Here is a 19,170-nt window from a genome sequence, read left to right on the forward strand (position 1 = left end):
CGCGGGGTGGAGCAGCCCGGTAGCTCGTCAGGCTCATAACCTGAAGGTCACAGGTTCAAATCCTGTCCCCGCAACCAAGACTTCCAAAAGCCCCCGTCACATGACGGGGGCTTTCGGCGTTCCGGGGGCACGCTTACCGAGGCTAGGCTGGCGCCGGCAACTGCCTCGCGGCTATCGTGACGGCAATCGAGCCAACGGATGTCCGACATGCCTGCCAGCCCTCTTGCCCTCCGCATCGCCGGCGACATCCGTGAGCTGATCCGCAGCGGCCGCATCCCGGTCGGCGATCACCTCAGCACCCAGAAGCTGGCAGACCAGTTCGGCGTCTCGCGCTCCCCGGTCCGGGAGGCGATGCAGGTTCTCGCCGATCAGCAGGTGCTGGAGCAGCACGCCAATCGCGGCTTCTTCGTCCGGCCACTGCCGGAAACCTCCGGCCAAGTCGACGACAGGGTCGAACTGCCCGATGCGGCGGACGAGTATCAGACCCTCGCGGATGATTGGCTGGCCGACCGGATTCCGGGCGAGGTCACCGAGCTGTTTCTGCGGGACCGGTATCGCCTGACCAAGACCCAGCTGACCGATCTCCTGATGCGCGCGGCGCGTGAAGGCTGGGCCGAACCCAAGCCGGGCTATGGCTGGCGGTTCCTGCCCGTGGCCAAGACACCGGAAGCGTTCGAGCAGATCTATCGCTTCCGGATGCTGATCGAGCCGGCCGCGATGCTCGAGCCCAGCTTCCGGGGCGACCGCCAGGTGCTGGCCGAACAGCGCCGGATCCAGGAGGCCATGCTGGCCTCCGACATCGCGATCCTGCCGGCGGAGCGCCTGCTGCACAACGGGGCACTGTTTCATGAGGAGTTGATCAAGCTGTCGGGCAACCCGTTCTTCCATCGCGCCCTGCTGCAGGTGAACCAGATGCGCCGGCTGCTGGAGTACCGGGCGCGCGTCGATCGCCAGCGCCTGCGGGTGCAATGCACCGAGCATCTCGAGATCCTGGAGCGGCTGGAGCAGGGGGACATGGCCGAGGCGTCCTACCTGATGCGGCGCCACCTGGGCGGCGCGCTCGCCCGCAAATCGCCGGTGGTCCTGGCCGCCAGCCTGGAACCCGTTTCCGTCGGCCAGCCGGATTTATAGTCTATTGCATTTATAAATTTAAAAAGCCAATATACCTCTCGTGAAATCGAGCCGTGGTGCCTGCAGGGTGCCGGCTGTCGGGAGGAGAAATCATATGCGAATGATCGTGTTGCCCGGGGACGGCATCGGTCCGGAGATCACGGCGGCGACGATCGAGGTGCTGCAGGCGGTCGACCGTGCCTTCGATCTGGGACTGTCCTTCGATTACGAGGATGTCGGCTTCGCCAGCCTGGAGAAGCACGGCACCACGCTGCGCGACGAGACGCTGGAGAAGGCGCGCGGCTATGACGGCATCATCCTCGGGCCGCAGTCGCACATGGACTATCCGGCGCGGGAGCAGGGCGGCCGGAACGTATCTGCCGGCTTCCGGGTCCAGCTCGACCTCTACGCCAATGTCCGGCCGGCCCGGTCCCGCCCGTTCCTGAACAGCAGCAAGACCATGGACCTCGTCATCATGCGCGAGGCGACCGAGGGCTTCTATCCCGACCGCAACATGTACAAGGGCATCGGCGAGTTCATGCCGACGCCTGATGTCGCCCTTTCGATCCGCAAGCTCACCGCCCATGGCTGCGAGCGCATCGCCCGCGCCGCCTTCGTGCTGGCGATGAAGCGGAGCCGCAAGGTCACAGCCGTCCACAAGGCCAACAACTTCATCATCACCGACGGCTTCTTCCTGGAGAAGGTGCGCCTGGTCCATCAGGAATTCCCGGAGGTCGAGCTCAACGACGTGATCATCGACGCGATGGCGGCGCATCTGGTGCGGGACCCGTCGCGCTACGATGTCATCGTCTCGACCAACTTCTATTCCGACATCCTGTCCGACCTGGCCAGCGAGCTGTCGGGCAGCCTCGGCCTCGCCGGGTCGATCAATGCCAATGCCGAGGCAGGCCTCGTCTGCGCCCAGGCGCAGCACGGCTCGGCCCCGGATATCCAGGGCCAGAACAAGGCCAATCCGACCTCGCTGATCCTGTCGGCGGCCATGATGCTGAGCTGGCTCGGCGAGCAGCGAAAGCTTCCGGCCCTCGAGGCGGCCGGCGCCGAGATCGATCGCGCGGTCGACGCGGTGCTGGCCGACCCGGCCTCGCGGACCCGCGATCTCGGCGGTTCGCTCGGCACCGATGCCTTCGGGCAGCGCGTCGCAAAGGCCATCGGCAAGGCGTAGCCGGCGTCACGGCGGCGGATCGCCCGCATTGGCCTTCGGGTTGCCGAAGTGCAATTCCGCACGCCGCCGCCAAGCCGGCATAAAGCCGGAAAAGAGATCGCCTGAGAGCGATCGGCACCCAACAGGGAGGACCAGGATGTCCATCATCCAGACCCGCAGGGCGGCGCTCTGCGCCGCCGCGGCTCTCGTCATCGGCGTCGGCACTGCATGGGCTCAAGGCGTGCCGGCGGGATATCCGCCCGATTATGGCGCGATCATCACGGCCGCCAAGGCGGAGGGCACGGTCTCGATCTACACCTCGACCGACAGCGCCCAGGCCCAGGCGCTGCTCGATGCCTTCACGGCGAAATACCCCGGCATCACGATCGAGTACAACGACCTCGGCACCAACGGCGCCTACAACCGGGTGATCTCCGAGGCGGCCGCCGGCCAGGTCGGCGCCGATCTGGTCTGGAGCTCGGCCATGGACCTGGAGATGATGCTGGCGGCCGACGGCTACACCGATAGCTATGTCTCGCCGGAGGCCAAGTCGCTCCCGGGCTGGGCGATATACAAGGACACGCTCTACGCGACGACGGTCGAGCCGATCGGGATGATCTACAACACCAAGGCCCTGCCCGAGGCGGCCGTGCCGAAGACCCGGGCCGATCTGATCCGGTTCCTGACCGACAACAAGGACAAGCTGCAGGGCCGGATCGCGAGCTTCGATCCGGAAAAAAGCGGCTCAGGCTTCCTGCACCACACCAACGACGCCCGTGCCACCACGACCTTCTGGGATCTCGCCAAGGCGTTCGGCGCGATCGGCGGGCGCACCTATTCGAGCTCGGGATCGATGAAGGAGACGGTCGTCTCCGGCGAGAATGTGCTCGCCTTCAACATCATCGGCTCCTACGCGCTCGACTGGGTCAAGGTGAGCCCCAATCTCGGTGTCGCCTTCGGCACCGATTACACCGCCGCCTTCTCCCGGGTCGCGACCATCGCCAAGGACGCCCCCCATCCCAATGCCGCGAAGCTCTTCCTGGATTTCATGCTGTCGGCCGAGGGCCAGAACGCGCTGGCCGCGAGCGGCTTGCCCTCGGTGCGCACGGATGTCGACAAGGGCTTCAACCTGACGACGCTGAACGCGCGCGTCGGCGGCAATCTGAAGCCGATCGCGCTGGACGAGGGGCTTCTCGACTTCATGAAGCCGCAGACCCGCGTCGACTTCCTGAACCAGTGGAAAGCCGCGCTGTCCGGCTCGTGACCTTCTCGTGCGCTCCCCCCTCTCGATCGTGGTGACCATGGCAACGCATATCGAAAAGGCCGCGCCGGGCGGGACCGGAGCCTGGGCGGGATCGGCCGCCGTGCCGGCCCCCCGTCTCCGGCGCAGACTCGATGCCGCCCCGTTCCGGATCGGGGTCATCGCGGCCCTGGCGGTGGCCGTCCTCGCCCCGGTCGGGCTGATCGTCTATCAGAGCTTCCTCGACGCCCCGTTCTTCAGCCCGCGGGCCAGGCTCGGCTTCGACGCCTACCGCTATGTCCTGACCGACCCGTCCTTCTACCAGGCGCTGTGGACGACGATCGTCTTCGCGCTCGGCATGGTGGCCGTCGCGGTCCCGCTCGGCGGCATGCTCGCCTTCCTGCTCACCCGGACGGACATCAGGGCGCGCAAGCTGCTCGAGATCCTGGTGCTGATGCCGATGTTCATCTCGTCGATCGTCCTGGCGTTCGGCTACACCGTCTCCGTCGGCCCCTCCGGCTTCGTCTCGATCTTCTTCCGCGACAGCTTCGGCTTCGTGCCCTGGACCCTCTATTCGCTGGGCGGGCTGATCGTCATCGCCGGCCTCAGCCATGTGCCCTACGTCTATCTCTACGTCGCCTCGGCGATGCGCAACCTGCCGTCGGACCTGGAGGAGGCCGCCCGGACCACCGGGGCCGGCATCTGGCGCGTCTCGATCGACGTGACCTTACCGATGGTGCTGCCGGCGCTGAAGACCAGCGCCGCCCTCAGCCTGCTGCTCGGGTTCGAGACCTTCGGCATCCCGCTGGTGCTCGGCGACCCGAACGGCATCACGGTGCTGACGACCTACATCTACAAGCTGACGACCCTGTTCGGGGTGCCGACCTACCAGCTGATGGCGGTCGTGGCGATGGTGCTGGTGCTTATCACCCTGCCGCTGGTCTATGCCCAGCGGCGCATCCTGCGCCACAGCCGGCGCTATGCGGCGCTCGGCGGCAAGGGGGCCCGCGCCACGCCGTTGAAGCTTGGGCGCGGCGGCCAGGCCATCGCGCTGTCGCTGATCGCACTCTGGCTCCTGGTCTCGGTGGTGCTGCCGATCGGCGGCATCGCGCTCAGGGCCTTCGTCGACGCCTGGGGGCAGGGGGTGAGCCTGCTCGACCATCTCACCCTGGCGAATTTCCACAACCTGCTCGCGGTGCCCAGCCTGCTGCGCGGCATCGTCAACACCATCGTGCTCGCGGTCGTGGGCGGGGCCGTCGCGGTCGTGATCTACCTGCTGGTCGGGCTCGCGGGCCATCGCAACCGCGGCCTGTCGAACATGGTGCTCGACTACATGGTGCTGCTGCCGCGGGCCCTGCCGGGGCTAGTCATCGGCCTCGCCTTCTTCTGGCTGTTCCTGTTCGTGCCGGTGCTCACGCCGTTCCGGCCGACGCTGATCAGCCTGTTCGTCGCCTATGTCGTGGTCGGCCTGTCCTACGGCCTGCGGCTGCTGCAGGGCACGCTGATCCAGGTCGGGCCCGAGCTGGAGGAGGCGGCGCGGACGACCGGCGCCACCATCGGGCGCACCTGGCGCGACATCGTCATCCCGATCGTGCGGCCGGGCCTCGTCGGGGCGTGGGCGCTGATCATGATCATCTTCCTGCGCGAATACGCCACCGGCGTCTATCTCATGAGCGCCGGGACCGAGGTGATCGGTTCGCTGATGGTGTCGCTGCTGCAGACCGGCGCCATGGACACCATCGCCGCACTCGCCTTCATCAGCGTCGTCCTGACCGCCGGCGGTCTCGCCCTCGCGTTGCGCCTGGGAGCCAAGATCCATGCCTGAACTCGTCGTCACCAATGTGCAGAAATGGCTGGGCGGGCTGCAGATCCTCAAGGGTGCCTCGTTCACGGCGAAGAAGGGCGCGATCGTGGCGCTGCTCGGCGCCTCGGGCAGCGGCAAGACCACCCTGCTGCGCTGCGTCGCCGGCCTGGAGCAGCCGGAGATCGGCTACATCAAGATCGGCGACAAGGTCGCGCTCGACAGCGAGCGGAAGGTCGCCCTGGCGCCGGAACAGCGCAACATCGGCCTCGTCTTTCAATCCTACGCCCTGTGGCCCCATCGCACCGTCCGGGACAATGTCGGCTACGGGCTGAAGCTGCGCGGCGTCGGGGGCGCGGAGGCTGGAACGAAGATCCAGATGATCCTCGACCGGATGGGGCTCGGCCATCTCGCCGACCGCTACCCCGACCAGCTTTCGGGCGGGCAGCAGCAGCGCGTCGCCATCTGCCGGGCCCTGATCTACGAGCCGCGCGTGCTGCTGCTGGACGAGCCGCTGTCGAACCTCGACGCCAAGCTGCGGGAGGAGGCGCGCTACTGGATCCGCAAGCTCATCCTCGACCTCGAGATCTGCGCCATTCTCGTGACCCACGACCAGACCGAGGCGCTGGCGGCGGCGGACCACATCCTGCTGCTCAAGGACGGGCGGATCGTGCAGGAGGGCACGCCGCGCGACATCTACTCCAATCCGAACAGCTTCTATGCGGCCGACTTCCTCGGGGCGAACAACATCGCCCATGGCCGGCTGACGCAGCTGACCGGCGACCAGGCGGTGCTCGGCGGTGACGGCTGGTCGCTCGAAGGCGTGGTCAAGGATCACACCGGGCTCGCCCTGGACACCGACGCGCAGGCGGTGATCCGGGTCGAGCGGATCTCGGTGTCGGATGCGCCCGGCCCCAACCGCATCGCGATGGATCTCGACGACAGCCTCTATCTCGGCGACCGCTGGGAATACCGCATCCGCCGCGGCGACTTCCGCGCCAAGGCGCACGGCACCCGGCCACTGCCGCCGGGCGCGGTCTGGTGCGAGTTCCCGCCTGATGGTGTGTGGGTCTTCCCCGGCACCCCGCAGGAGCGATGAGATGCCGGTACGCCCCCGCATCGCCCTGATCCATGCCACGCCGGTCGCGGTCGAACCGATCCACCAGGCGCTCGCCGCGGCTTGGCCCGAGGCGCAGCCAGTCAACATCCTCGACGACAGCCTGTCCCTGGATCGGGCCGCGGCCGGCGAGATGTTGCCGGCGCTGACGGACAGGATCGTCGCCCTCGCGACTTACGCCCGCGGGATCGGCTCTGACGGCATCCTCTTCACCTGCTCGGCGTTCGGCAGCGCGATCGAGGCTGCCGCGGGCCTGCTGGACATCCCGGTGCTGAAACCGAACGAGGCGATGTTCGAAGCGGCGATCGGGCGGGGCCGCAGCGTGGCCATGATCGCCACCTTTCTGCCCGCGCGGGCCGGCATGGAGGCCGAGTTCGCGGATGAGGCGGCACGGCTGGGATCCGACGCCACGCTGGCCAGCATCGTCGTCGAGGCCGCGATGACGGCGCTGAAGGCAGGAGACGCCGAAACCCACAACCGCCTGGTGGCGGACGCCGCGCGGACTCTCACCGGTTTCGACACGATCGTGCTGGCGCATTTCTCGACCTCCCGGGCGGCCGATGCGGTTCGCCGTGTGGTCGGCATCCCCGTCCTGACCAGTCCCGACGCCGCCGTGGCGAAGCTGCGCCGGCTGATTGCCGGGTCATGAGGGGGCCGCGCCGATGCTGATCGGAGTGATCGCCGACGACTTCACGGGGGCGGGCGATATCGCCAACACGCTGGCGAAGGGGCTGCCCGGCCAGGGTGGTCTGCGCACCACGCAATATCTCGGGGTGCCGGATCGGCCGGCCACCGGGACGGTCGAGGCGGGCGTGATCGCGCTCAAGAGCCGGTCGATCGCCGCCCCAGAAGCGGTCGACCTGTCGCTGCGGGCGCTCGCCTGGCTGCAGGCTCAAGGGTGCCGGCAGGTCGTGTTCAAATACTGCTCGACCTTCGATTCCGCGCCTGATGGCAATATCGGCCCGGTGGGAGAGGCGCTGGCCCGGGCGCTTGGCGCCACGGGCGTCGTCGCCTGTCCCGCGTTCCCGACCGTCGGCCGGACCGTCTATCAGGGCCATCTCTTCGTCGGCGACCGGTTGCTCCACCAATCCGGCCTGGAGAACCACCCGCTCAACCCGATGACGGATCCGGATCTCCGGCGCTGGCTGGCGCGCCAATGTGCCGGCCCGGTCGGGTTTGTGCCCTGGCCCGTCGTCAGGGCCGGGGCCGATGCCCTGCGATCGGCCCTCGATCAGGCCGCCGCACGGGGGGAGACACTGGTCATCGTCGATGCCCTGGCCGATGAGGATCTGGTCGTCATCGGCCGCGCCTGCCGGGATGCCCCGCTTCTCACCGGTGGCTCGGGCATCGCCCTCGGGCTGCCGGCGAATTTCCGGGAATGGGGCTTGGCCTCGGGCGGAGCGGCGTCCTTCTCCGGTGTCTCAGGGCCGGAAGCGCTGCTCGCCGGTAGCTGCTCCGGCGCGACCCGGCGGCAGATCGAACTCCATGGCCGGGCCCATCCCGTGCTGGCCGTGGCGCCCGACCGGGTGCTGGACGGCCGCATCGGCGTCGGCGATCTCGTGGACTTCGTCCGGGCACATGAAGGCGAAGCGCCGCTCGTCGCGTCCTCGGCAACGCCGGAGGAGGTCGCCGCCGCACAGCGACGGCATGGCCGGGATCGGGTCGCCGCCGCGCTGGACACCCTGTTCGCGGAGACGGCACGGGTGCTGGTTGCCGGCGGCGTTCGCCGGCTCGTGGTCGCCGGCGGCGAGACCTCGGGCGCCGTGGTCTCGGCCCTCGGCCTCGGCGCGCTGGCGGTCGGGCCGGAGATCGACCCCGGCGTGCCGGTGCTGGTGACCGAGGGGCCGGATCCTCTGGCGCTCGCGCTCAAATCCGGGAACTTCGGGGCGCCGGATTTCTTCGCCAAGGCCCTGCGCAAGCTCGAGGGCGGCGCATGACCAGAACACAGGGGGAGGGCAGCATCGTGGGTGAGACCAGGATCAGCCGGCGTGGACTGCTTCAGGGGGCCACGGCTGGCCTCACGCTATCGGGCATCCTCGCCGCCGACGCCGCCGGCGGACAGGAACCGATCCCCGATACAACCGGGACGGAGCCGCCGAAGCACAAGGCGCCGGCGCATGCCTGCGATTGCCATTTCCACATCTACGACGCCCGGTTCCCGGCGGCTGCGAATGCCAGCCTGACTCCGCCGGCCGCCGTGGCCGCCGACTATCTTCGGTTGCGGCAGCGCCTGGGCGTCGAGCGCGGCGTGGTCGTGACGCCCTCGACCTATGGCACCGACAATTCCTGCACGCTCGATGCCATGGCCCAGCTCGGCGACACGGTGCGTGGGGTGGCCGTGGTCGGCAGCTCCGTCACCGATGCCGAGCTGAGGCGGCTGGACGGCCACGGCATTCGCGGCATCCGCTTCAACATCGCCCGCGCCGGGGCGACGACCGTCGACATGATCGAACCGCTGGCCCGGCAGATCGCGGATCTCGGCTGGCACATCCAGATCCACATGGCGGCGGACGGCATTGCCGACAACGCGGCGCTGTTCGGGCGCCTGCCGGTGCCCATCGTGTTCGACCATCTCGGGCGCATCCCCCAGCCGGACGGCGTGACCCATCCGGCCTTTGCGCTCATTGCCAGGCTGCTCGGGCAGGGCGCGGCCTGGGTCAAGGTTTCCAGCCTCTACCAGGACACGAAGATCGGGCCGCCGGGCTATGCCGATGTCGGGCGGGTCGCGCAGGCCTATGTGCAGACGGCGCCCGAACGCGTTCTGTGGGGATCCGATTGGCCGCACCCCTCGAAGGGTGCCTACGGCATCCCCGATGACGCGCTCCTCTTCGATCTCGGCGCGGAGTGGGCCGGATCGGACGAGATCTGGCACCGCATCCTCGTCAGCAATCCCGAGGCGCTGTTCGGCTTCCCGAAGGCAGCCTGAGCGGCGACGCGCCGCTCATCCCTGCCGCAGCATCACCGTCGACAGCGGCGGCAGGGACAGCAGGAGCTCTCCCGGCCCGGCCGACGCGCCGGCCTGGGCCGGATCCATGCCGACGATGCCGCCGCCGCCATAGACGCGGCCATCCGTGTTCAGGATCTCGTGCCACGGCCCGGAATGTGGCACCGGAATGCGGTAATGCGGCCGCGCCACCGGCGTGAAATTGCAGACGACCAGCACTGGCTTGTCGCCATCGGTCCCCTGGCGGAGATAGGCGAAGACGCTGGCCTCGGCGTCGTCGACCACGACCCAGGCGAAGCCGGAGGCTTCGGCATCGCGGCGATGCAACGCCGGCTCGCCGCGATAGATCCGGTTGAGGTCGCGGACCAGGCGCTGCACGCCGCGGTGGTGCGGATCGTCCAGCAACTGCCAGTCCAGCTGGCCGTCATGGTTCCACTCCCGCTCCTGGCCGAACTCACCGCCCATGAATATCAACTTCTTGCCCGGCGACCCCCACATGAAGCCGAGATAGGCGCGCAGATTGGCGAAGCGCTGGGTGGTGTCGCCGACCATCCGGCCGAGCAGCGAGCCTTTGCCGTAGACGACCTCGTCATGCGACAGCGGCAGCACGAAGCGCTCGCTGAAGGCATAGAGCAGGCCGAAGGTCATCGCGCTGTGGTGGTGTTTGCGATGGATCGGGTCTTGCGCCATGTAGCCGAGCGTGTCGTGCATCCAGCCCATGTTCCACTTGTAGGAAAAGCCGAGGCCGCCGTCCGCCACCGGTGCGGTGACACCCGGCCACGCCGTCGATTCCTCGGCGATGACGATGGCGCCGGGGCAGCGCTCGGCCACCATCACGTTCAGCCGGCGCAGGAAGTCGATGGCTTCGAGATTCTCGCGCCCGCCATAAGCGTTGGGGATCCATTCGCCGGCCTTGCGGCTGTAATCGCGGTACAGCATCGACGCCACGGCATCCACCCGCAGCCCGTCGACATGGTAGCGGTCGAGCCATTCCAGGGCGCTGGCCAGCAGGAAGCCGACCACCTCGGACCGGCCGAGATTGTAGATCCAGGTGTTCCAGTCGGGGTGGAAGCCCTCGCGCGGATCCTCATGCTCGTACAGCGCGGTGCCGTCGAACCGGAGCAGGCCGTGCGCGTCGCCGGGGAAATGCGCCGGCACCCAGTCGACCAGCACGCCGACGCCGGCGGCGTGGCAGGCATCGACGAAGCGGGCGAAGCCCTCCGGCGGGCCGAAGCGGGCGGTGGGCGCGAACAGCCCGAGCGGCTGGTAGCCCCAGCTGCCGCTGAACGGATGCTCCGCCACCGGCATCAGCTCGACATGGGTGAAGCCCATGCCGGCGACATAGGGGATCAGGCGTTCGATCAGCCCGTCCCAATCCAGCACATCGCCGTCGTCGCGCATCCAGGACCCGGCATGCATCTCATAGATCGACAGCGGTGCGGACGGCGCCTGCCCGGCTGCCCGACCCTGCATCCACGCGTCGTCGGTCCAGCGCAGGGGGAACGGGCTCGGCACCACCGACGCGGTACGGGGCGGCAGTTCGGTTTCGCGCGCCATCGGGTCGGCCCGCTGCGGCGGCACCTGGCCGTTGCGGTCCAGCACCTCGTATTTGTACAGGGCGCCGTCGGCGACGCGCGGGATGAACAGCTCCCAGATGCCGCCATGGTGGCGCAGCCGCATCGGGTGGCGCCGACCGTCCCAACTGTTGAATTCGCCGACCACCGAGACGCGCCGCGCATTCGGTGCCCAGACCGTGAAGCGCGTGCCGGCCACCCCGTCCATGACGGTCGGCCGGCTGCCCAGGCCCTGGCGCACGGCCTCGGGGTCGCCGCCGGCCACGCCGCGCAGGTCGTCCTCCGTCAGCACCAGGCCGAAGGTGTAGGGGTCTTCGGTCTCCTCCACCACGCCGCTCGGCCAGGTGATGCGCAGCAGATAGGGCTCGGCTCGCCCGATGGCTCCGGCGAACACGCCGGCCGGATGGATCAGTTCGAGGGTTGCCAGGACCCTGCGGTCCGACCGGGCCAGCACCTCCACCGCCGCAGCGTTGGGCAGGCAGGTGCGGACCACATTGGCGGGGCCGTCCGGGTGCAGCCCGAGCAGGGCGAAGGGATCGCCGTGGCGCCCGTGGGCGAGGGCGTCGAGCGCGCCGGAATCGAGATCGGTCATCGGCATCATCAGATCAGGCATCGGACACGACCTTGCTGTCGGCATCGAGGCGGGCCATCAGCGTCGCCAGTCCGCGGACCGGCAAGCCGATCCAGCTGGGGCGGTTGGCGGCCTCGTAGCGGATTTCGTAGGCGGCCTTGTGCAGGGAGAACAGATCGATCAAGGCTTGCTCCTGCTCCGGCGTGGCCCAGGGGTGGGGCGCGTCGCGCGCCGTTGCCTGGTAGGCATCGAGGAAGGCGGCGCCGGCCTGGGTGCGGAACTGCTGCAGCAGCTCGGCCCGGCGGGCCCGCACCGCATCGGGGATGGTGTCCCGCGTGGTGTCGTCGACCGAGGCGGCGGCATAGTCGATCGATCGCAGCAGGCCCGCGACATCGCGCAGCGGGCTCGACTTGCGCCGGCGCTCCTCGATCGACCGGGCCGGCTCGCCCTCGAAATCGATCAGGTAGGCATCACCCTGGGCGACCAGCACCTGGCCGAGATGGAAGTCGCCATGGATCCGGGTCTGCAGCGACCCCCGCCCTTCGGCGGCCAGGCGCTTGACCAGGCGTGCCAGGATGTTGCCGCCGGCGACCAGAGAGTCCGCCGCCTGCCTGGTCTCGGCATCCGGCCAGTCGCGCACCGCCGCAACGGTCGCGATCGCGCGGTCGAGTTCCAGCCGGGTTTCCTCGACCCAGGCATCGGCGACATCGGCATCGACCCGCTCGGGGGCAAAGGCCGGGTCGTCGGTCGGGGCGGCCAGGATGGCGTGGATCTCGGCCAGGCGCCGGCCGATCGCCGCGACGAAGCCCAACGGGTCGGCGAACCCGTCCGTGGCGTCCGCTTCGGTCAGCGCCAGTTCGTCCACGCTGCTGCGGATGCGGTCCAGGCTCCAGCTCCAGCCGTCGCCTTCGTTGCGGACGAAGCCCTGGACGATCACCAGGGTCTGGGGCTGCCCGTCGGCGTCGGTCTGCACCACCTCGCCGAACAGGGGGGCGATGGCGGTGGCGCCGTGGTCGGTGAGGTAGCGGCCCATCTCGGCTTCGGGATGGATGCCGGTGCGGATGCGGCGCATCACCTTCAGCACCAGCGCCTCGCCGAGGATCAGCGAGCTGTTCGATTGCTCCGTCGCCAGCCAGCGGATCTCGACGTCTTCGGGGAGGTCGACCTCCGCCATCCGGGAGGTCGGCAGGAACCGGATCTCGCCATCGCCGACCGGAACGGTGCGGCCCTGGCGCAACCCGTCGACGATCCCCAGCGGCAGGCCGCGCAGGGAGAAGGCATCGGTCAGGAAGCCGACGCGACGGCCGCGCCGGACCCGCGCCAATGCCAGCTGCTGCTGCAGCGCCGGCAGGGCGCTTTCCTCCCAGGCGATGCCCAGCGGGATCTGGTAGCGGTCGGTCTTGCCGCCCGCGGTCGCCTCGACCTGGACCAGCATCAGATCGGTCCCGGGCACCGGCGTGGCGCCGGCGATCCGGACATGGTCGATCTTCTGGTCCTTGGCCGCGAACCAACGCCGCATCGGCAGGTAGGCCGGCAGGCTTTCGGCTTCGAGCAGCTGTCGCGGCACCGGTGCCAGGATGTCGGCCAGGCCGTCCCGCAACACCAGCGTGACATATTCCGGCATCTGCTCCGGCGGGGCCTGATGCCAGTTCGGGGATTCGGCATCGGCCCGCAGCTGGAACCAGTAGAAGCCGTAGGGCGGTAGGGTCAGCAGATAGGTCAGCTGTCCGATCGGCGGAAACACGGTGTCGCCCGTCATCTCGACCGGCAAATGGCCCTCATAGGCCGACAGGTCGAGCTCCACGGGTTGCGGCGCACGGGACAGGTTGGCGATGCACAGGATGCTCTCGCCGTTGAACTCGCGCAGATAGGCCAGGATCTTGCGGTTGCCGGGATACAGCAGGCGGAAGCTGCCGCGGCCGAAGGCCTGGTGCTGCCCGCGCAGGGCCAGCATCCGCCGCACCCAGTTCAGCAGCGAATGCGGGTCGCGGCTCTGGGATTCGGCGTTCACCGCCGAGAACCCGTACAGCGGATCCATGATCGCCGGCAGCACCAGGCTTTCCGGATCGGCCCGGGAAAAGCCGCCATTGCGATCCGGCGACCATTGCATCGCCGTCCTGACGCCGTCGCGGTCGCCGAGGTGGATGTTGTCACCCATGCCCAGTTCGTCACCGTAGTACAGCACAGGCGTTCCGGGCATCGACAGCAGCAGGCTCTGCATCAGTTCGATGCGGCGGCGGTCGCGCTGCAGCAGCGGTGCCAGGCGGCGGCGGATGCCGAGATTGATCCGCGCGCGCCGGTCGGCGGCATAGGTCTCCCACAGGAAGTCGCGCTCGCTGTCGGTCACCATCTCGAGCGTCAGCTCGTCATGGTTGCGCAGGAAGATCGCCCATTGGCAGTTCTCGGGGATATCGGGCGTCTGGCGCAGGATGTCGGTGATCGGGAACCGGTCCTCCCGCGCGATCGCCATGTACATCCGCGGCATCAGCGGGAAGTGGAAGGCCATGTGGCATTCGTCGCCCTGGCCGAAATACTCCTGCGTGTCCTCCGGCCACTGGTTGGCCTCGGCCAGCAGCAGCCGGCCGGGGAAGTGCGCGTCGAGATAGGCGCGGATCTGCTTCAGGACCGCGTGGGTCTCCGGCAGGTTCTCGTTCGACGTGCCTTCGCGCTCGATCAGATAGGGAATGGCGTCGAGCCGCAGCCCGTCGACCCCCATCTCCAGCCAGAACCGCATGACGCGGAGCACCGATTTCAGCACCCGCGGATTGTCGAAGTTGAGATCCGGCTGGTGCGAGTAGAAGCGGTGCCAGAAATAGGCGCCGGCCACCGGGTCCCAGGTCCAGTTCGACTTCTCGGTGTCGCAGAAGATCACCCGCGTGCCGGCATAGGCCTGGTCGGTGTCGGACCAGACATAGAACTCGCGCGCCGCCGATCCCGGCTTGGCCCGGCGCGCCCGTTCGAACCACGGGTGCTGGTCCGAGGTGTGGTTGATGACCAGCTCGGTGATCACGCGCAGGCCGCGGCGATGCGCCTCGGCGATGAAGCGCCTGGCATCGGCCATGTCGCCGAAATCGGGATGCACCTCGGTGTAGGCGGCGATGTCGTAGCCGTCATCCAGCCGCGGCGAGGGGTAGAACGGCAGCAGCCACAGCGTGTTGACGCCGAGGGCGGCGATGTAGTCGAGCTTGGCGATCAGGCCCTTGAAGTCGCCGATGCCGTCATCGTTGGAATCGAAGAACGACTTCACATGCAACTGGTAGATGACCGCGTCCTTGTACCAGGTCGGGTCTTCGAAGCCGGGTGCCGATTGATGGTTCATGTCAGATATCCTCCCGCGCCGGACGGACGCGCCAGATCGCGAACGGCGTGGTGGCCGGATCCAGGCGGATGTGCTGGTTCTTGCCGCGCCAGATGAAGTGCTCGCCGGTCATCAGGTTCTCGGCCGCCAGGGCGCCGTCATCCGGCAGCCCCCATTCCCACAAGGGGATCTCGATGTCGGCCTCCTGCGGCCGGTGCGGGTCGAGGTTGACGGCCACCAGGATGGTGTTGTCCCGGTCGGGCGTGGCCTTGCCGAAATACAGGATGCTGTCGTTGGCGGCGTTGTAGAAGGTCAGGCCGAGATGGCTGTGCAGCGCCGGGTTGGCGTGGCGGATCTGGTTCAGCCGGGTGATCTCGGCGACGATGTTGCCGGGCCGTTCTAAATCCCATGTACGCAGCTGGTACTTCTCGCTGTCGAGATACTCTTCCTTGCCGGCGACTGCCTGCGCCTCGCACAGCTCGAAGCCGTTGTACATGCCCCACAGGCCCGACAGCATCGTCGCCAGGGCGGCGCGGATCAGGAAGCCCGGGCGCCCGCTGGTCTGCAGGAATTGCGGGTTGATGTCGGGCGTGTTGACGAAGAAGTGGGGCCGGAAGAACTCGCGCGGCGCCGTCGTGTTCAGCTCGGTCAGATAGGCCGTCAGGTCGGCCTTGCTGTTGCGCCAGGTGAAGTAGGTGTAGGACTGCGAGAAGCCGACCTTGGCCAGCCGGTACATCACCTTGGGCCGGGTGAACGCCTCGGCCAGGAAGACTACGCCCGGGTCGCGCTGGCGAATGTCGGCGATCAGCCACTCCCAGAACGGGAAGGGCTTGGTGTGCGGGTTGTCGACCCGGAACAGCCGCACGCCCTCATCGACCCAGAAGGCGACGATGTCGCGCAGCACCCGCCACAGGTCGGGCAGGGCCGCCTCGGCGTAGAAGTCGACATTGACGATGTCTTCGTACTTCTTCGGCGGATTCTCGGCGTAGCGGATCGACCCGTCCGGCCGCCAGCCGAACCAGCCGGGATGCTCGCGCAGCCAGGGGTGGTCGGGGGCGCACTGGATCGCGAAGTCCAGCGCCAGTTCCAGCCCGTGCTCCGCCGCGGCGTCGCGCAGCCGTCGGAAATCGGCGATGGTGCCCAGCTCGGGGTGGATCGCGTCATGGCCGCCCTCGGCCGCACCGATGGCATAGGGGCTGCCGGGATCGTCCGGCCCGGCGGTCAGGCTGTTGTTGCGGCCCTTGCGGTTCTTCCGGCCGATCGGGTGGATCGGCGGGAAATACAGCACGTCGAAGCCCATGGCCTGGATCGCCGGCAGCCGCCCGATGACGTCGTCGAAGGTGCCGTGCTGGCCCGGCGCGCCCTGCGAGCGCGGAAACAGCTCATACCAGCTGGCGAAGCCGGCGGCCCGGCGCTCGGCGTCGACCACCTGCGCCGGCTCTTGCCGGACGGTGAAGCGGCGCGGGTCGGCCCGGACCATCAGCGCGGCCGTCGCCGGCGCCAGCAGCAGCGCCAGCCGGCCGGCGGCCGGCACCGATGCGGCGATCCCGGCCAGCAGCGTGTCCAGCTCGACCCGGATCGTGTCGGGGGCGGCGGCCCGGGTCTGCTCGACCAGCAGCCGGCCCTCTTCGATCTCGACCGACAGGTCCAGCCCGGCCGCCTGCTTCTTGCGCAGATCCGACAGGAAGGTGCCGAACACGTCGCGCCAGGCCTCGACCGCGAAGACGTGCCGGCCGATCCGCTCCAGCGGGAACTCGCCCGCCCAGCGGTCGTTGCCGATCGACACCATGCGGCGCTCGCGCCAGGCTGGCTCGTCCTCCGGCCGCCACAACAGGGCGACGGCGGTGATCTCATGGCCGTCGGTGATGATGTCGGCTTCGACCGTCACGCTCTCGCCGGCGATGCGCTTGACCGGGAAGCCTTCCGGGCCCGGCGATGGCTCGATCGCCTCGATCGCCACCCGGGGGGCATGGGTGGCGCGGTGGAGTGCCTCCTCCGGCTGACGCAGAAGGACGGCGGCGACCGGCGCGGCGCGCGGGGCGGTCAGGATCCGCGTCTCCCCGGCCTCCAGCTCGATGGCGTCGGCGCCGTCCAGCCCGGCCTCGCCGGGGGCAGCCGCAAACGGGCCGAATTCGCCGGCCACGCCGCGCAGCAGCTGCGACGGCCGGATGGTGGCCGGCTGGTGCAGGCCGGTGTTGGTCAAGATCAGCTCGGCGCGATCCGGCGCAGGGCCCGCCTGGGTGCGGACCAGGGCGATGACCTCCGCGCCCGGCCCGCTGACGCTGCGCAGGACCGACCCCTGGCCGGACCGCGACTCCAGCGCCGCGATCGTGGCGGTGATCTCTGCGGTCAGGTCGAATGGCGCCGTCCGGCGGTCCCACTCGATCCCGGCCGCGGCATCGTCGGCGACGTCCTCACGGGCGGCGAATTCGAATCCCATCGGCACCAGCAGCCCGTCGCCCACGGCGGCGGCCAGCCGCAGCGACCGCAGATAGGCGCGGCGCAGCAGCGGGGTGTGGCGGATGCGGGCGGCCAGGCGCTGGCCCGCTGCCGGCAGTTCGGGATAGGCGATCGCCGGCAGGGCCGGCCCGATCGCGCCGGGCTGCCAGCGGTCCCAGCTCTCCACCATGCCGGCGCCGGAGAAATGGGCATCGAAGCCGCTCGCCCGCAGCAGGGCCGGGTCCACGCCGGGGCCGGGCCAGGCGGCGAACCAGGTGTCTGCGGCAGCCGCACGGGTCCGGGTGATGACATCCGCCCACCGCCGCGCATTGGCCGGGTCTTCGACGCGGCAGGCGATGCCGGCAATGCCGGCCAGCGCCAAGGGGATGAGACTTTGCGACAGGTCCTCGCCGATCAGCGCGCCGGGCGTTCCGGGCCTGCGCCGGGGATCCGGCGGTTCGTCATTCCCGTCGGCCTGCAGGTCTGGCTCGCGGCGCGGTGCGCCCAGGTCGAGGATGAGGCCCAGCCCCTGCGCCCGGCAGGCCGCCACCGCAGCAGCCACGTCCGCCACCCGTCCGGCGGCGTCGGGCGATGCCGTGAGCACGATATGGCCGAAGCCCATTTTCGCGATCTGGGGCAGGCGTTCGGCCAGGAAGGCGGGCGGGATCGCCTCAACCGGGGCCGGGATATGGTAGAAGCTGCGAAAATTCCGGGACGGCTTTGCGACCGACGGCTGCGCAGGGTTTCGCTGGAGTCCCCGAGGGGGTTGTCCGGGCATTGGTCGGGCTCCCGAGGATGATGGGCATTCGTCCTGGGGAATGGCATCCACGCCGCCTCGGTTCCGTCACTCCGAGATATTGTTGAAGCGAGAGGCAACGAGGCGCCGTAATTGGCCAAATATTAATTTTTGTGATGTTGATTTATGAGAAAATTTGCCGAGATAAATGTTGGCGTTATCGATCGGAAATAAGGGCCGGATCTTTCGCTTTGCAAGCCTTATGAACAAAAACCCCGCTTTTCGGCGGGGTTTTTCTGCTCTGAGATTTGACCGTGGGGCCGTGTCAGGCGGCGACGCCCGCCGCTTCCAGGATCAGGTCCGCGATCTCCTTCGCATGCGACACGATGCCGAGATGGCTGGACGGGATCTCGATGGTCTTGGCGTTCATGCGCTTGGCCATGAACCGCTCCAGATCCGGGTTGATCGTACGGTCCTCGGTGGCGACCTGGTAGAAGCACGGCTTCGACCGCCACGCCGCCTGGGTCACGTTCGTGCTGAACAGCTTGTCGGAGATGCGACCCTGCACGGCATACATGACTCGCGCCACATCAGGGTCGACGTCGCCGGCGAAGTCGCGCAGGAATGCCTCCTCGCTCAACTGCAGATAGCCTCCGGTGTGGACCAGGCCGGCGCTCGCCGGCGGGGTCGGGTAGGTCTTGGCCAGCGCCGTGTAGTCCTCATTGGCATCCGGCGCCCGGGCGGCGCAATAGACCAGGGCCGAGACCTTCGGGTCGACGCCCGTCTGGGTGATGATCTCGCCGCCATAGGAATGGGCCACCAGCACCGTCGGGCCGTCCTGCAGGTCCAGGGTGCGCTGGGTGTAGGCGCAGTCATCGGCCAGCGATTGCAGCGGGTTCTGCACCGCCGCCACGTTCAGGCCGGCCTGCTGCAGATGCGGGATCACCCCGGACCAGCAGGAGCCGTCGGCATAGGCGCCGTGCACCAGCACGACGTTGCGGGCCCGCACGGCGGCGCCAGGGGCTGCGGCCCGGGCGGCGCCGGTCACCAGCATCGCAGCGCCGGTGGCGGCGAGGCCCATCAGGAAGTCACGACGGTCGACCATCTCGGTCATCTCTCAATCTGGTTTGGGATTGCAGGCAGGCGGCGCCTGTCTGCGGGTTCGGCATCAGGGCCCG

Annotated in this window: 12 protein-coding genes and 1 tRNA gene; 9 read left to right on the forward strand and 4 right to left on the reverse strand. The window is 68.8% G+C overall.

The genetic code is table 11. The features are described from left to right. The 9 genes from AC3XYG_RS11505 (at position 1) to AC3XYG_RS11545 (ending at position 9,356) form a co-directional block, all read left to right on the forward strand. Positions 1 to 77: transfer RNA gene (locus AC3XYG_RS11505), tRNA-Met, on the forward strand. A gap of 130 nt (positions 78 to 207) precedes the next feature. After that, positions 208 to 1,131 (forward strand): GntR family transcriptional regulator, encoded by a 924-nt coding sequence (locus AC3XYG_RS11510; protein ID WP_489139969.1) that lies wholly within the window; start codon positions 208 to 210, stop codon positions 1,129 to 1,131. A 94-nt stretch (positions 1,132 to 1,225) separates the two neighbouring features. Next, a complete protein-coding gene (locus tag AC3XYG_RS11515; protein ID WP_489139970.1) occupies positions 1,226 to 2,293 on the forward strand; it encodes an isocitrate/isopropylmalate dehydrogenase family protein in 1,068 nt (355 codons plus the stop codon). A 136-nt stretch (positions 2,294 to 2,429) separates the two neighbouring features. Next, on the forward strand, positions 2,430 to 3,536 hold the full coding sequence (locus AC3XYG_RS11520; protein WP_489139971.1) for an ABC transporter substrate-binding protein: 1,107 nt from the start codon (positions 2,430 to 2,432) through the stop codon (positions 3,534 to 3,536). 7 nt (positions 3,537 to 3,543) lie between these two features. Then, complete coding sequence (locus tag AC3XYG_RS11525; RefSeq protein ID WP_489139972.1) at positions 3,544 to 5,337, forward strand: ABC transporter permease; 1,794 nt, start codon at positions 3,544 to 3,546, stop codon at positions 5,335 to 5,337. Further along, the gene (locus AC3XYG_RS11530; protein ID WP_489139973.1) at positions 5,330 to 6,412 is read left to right on the forward strand and encodes an ABC transporter ATP-binding protein; all 1,083 of its coding nucleotides are present in this window, start codon (positions 5,330 to 5,332) and stop codon (positions 6,410 to 6,412) included. Before AC3XYG_RS11525 ends, AC3XYG_RS11530 begins: the two co-directional genes overlap by 8 nt. 1 nt (position 6,413) lies before the next feature. Beyond that, a complete protein-coding gene (locus AC3XYG_RS11535; RefSeq protein WP_489139974.1) occupies positions 6,414 to 7,079 on the forward strand; it encodes an aspartate/glutamate racemase family protein in 666 nt (221 codons plus the stop codon). A 13-nt stretch (positions 7,080 to 7,092) separates the two neighbouring features. Then, a complete protein-coding gene (otnK, locus tag AC3XYG_RS11540; RefSeq protein WP_489139975.1) occupies positions 7,093 to 8,367 on the forward strand; it encodes a 3-oxo-tetronate kinase in 1,275 nt (424 codons plus the stop codon). Further along, positions 8,364 to 9,356: an amidohydrolase family protein gene (locus AC3XYG_RS11545; protein ID WP_489139976.1), complete on the forward strand. Its 993-nt coding sequence runs from the start codon at positions 8,364 to 8,366 to the stop codon at positions 9,354 to 9,356. Before otnK ends, AC3XYG_RS11545 begins: the two co-directional genes overlap by 4 nt. Positions 9,357 to 9,371: 15 nt before the next feature. On the opposite strand, the gene glgB is transcribed toward AC3XYG_RS11545, so the two are convergent. From glgB to AC3XYG_RS11565, 4 genes are all read right to left on the reverse strand, one after another. Then, complete coding sequence (glgB, locus tag AC3XYG_RS11550; protein WP_489139977.1) at positions 9,372 to 11,540, reverse strand: 1,4-alpha-glucan branching protein GlgB; 2,169 nt, start codon at positions 11,538 to 11,540, stop codon at positions 9,372 to 9,374. A gap of 13 nt (positions 11,541 to 11,553) precedes the next feature. Next, the gene (gene treS, locus AC3XYG_RS11555; RefSeq protein WP_489139978.1) at positions 11,554 to 14,838 is read right to left on the reverse strand and encodes a maltose alpha-D-glucosyltransferase; all 3,285 of its coding nucleotides are present in this window, start codon (positions 14,836 to 14,838) and stop codon (positions 11,554 to 11,556) included. A gap of 1 nt (position 14,839) precedes the next feature. Beyond that, positions 14,840 to 17,878: a maltotransferase domain-containing protein gene (locus AC3XYG_RS11560; RefSeq protein ID WP_489139979.1), complete on the reverse strand. Its 3,039-nt coding sequence runs from the start codon at positions 17,876 to 17,878 to the stop codon at positions 14,840 to 14,842. Between the two features lie 439 nt (positions 17,879 to 18,317). Continuing rightward, positions 18,318 to 19,106, reverse strand: a complete 789-nt coding sequence (locus tag AC3XYG_RS11565; RefSeq protein ID WP_489139980.1) for an alpha/beta hydrolase — start codon at positions 19,104 to 19,106, stop codon at positions 18,318 to 18,320. Positions 19,107 to 19,170 lie beyond the last annotated feature (64 nt).

Source organism: Inquilinus sp. (assembly GCF_057815775.1).

Bases quoted from the DNA above. Each gene is read 5' to 3' on its own strand.
- otnK (WP_489139975.1), top strand. From the start codon at position 7,093: ATGCTGATCGGAGTGATCGCCGACGACTTCACGGGGGCGGGCGATATC.
- AC3XYG_RS11510 (WP_489139969.1), top strand. From the start codon at position 208: ATGCCTGCCAGCCCTCTTGCCCTCCGCATCGCCGGCGACATCCGTGAG.
- AC3XYG_RS11560 (WP_489139979.1), bottom strand. From the start codon at position 17,878: ATGGGCTTCGGCCATATCGTGCTCACGGCATCGCCCGACGCCGCCGGA.
- treS (WP_489139978.1), bottom strand. From the start codon at position 14,838: ATGAACCATCAATCGGCACCCGGCTTCGAAGACCCGACCTGGTACAAG.
- AC3XYG_RS11535 (WP_489139974.1), top strand. From the start codon at position 6,414: ATGCCGGTACGCCCCCGCATCGCCCTGATCCATGCCACGCCGGTCGCG.
- glgB (WP_489139977.1), bottom strand. From the start codon at position 11,540: ATGACCGATCTCGATTCCGGCGCGCTCGACGCCCTCGCCCACGGGCGC.
- AC3XYG_RS11530 (WP_489139973.1), top strand. From the start codon at position 5,330: ATGCCTGAACTCGTCGTCACCAATGTGCAGAAATGGCTGGGCGGGCTG.
- AC3XYG_RS11545 (WP_489139976.1), top strand. From the start codon at position 8,364: ATGACCAGAACACAGGGGGAGGGCAGCATCGTGGGTGAGACCAGGATC.
- AC3XYG_RS11565 (WP_489139980.1), bottom strand. From the start codon at position 19,106: ATGACCGAGATGGTCGACCGTCGTGACTTCCTGATGGGCCTCGCCGCC.
- AC3XYG_RS11515 (WP_489139970.1), top strand. From the start codon at position 1,226: ATGCGAATGATCGTGTTGCCCGGGGACGGCATCGGTCCGGAGATCACG.
- AC3XYG_RS11520 (WP_489139971.1), top strand. From the start codon at position 2,430: ATGTCCATCATCCAGACCCGCAGGGCGGCGCTCTGCGCCGCCGCGGCT.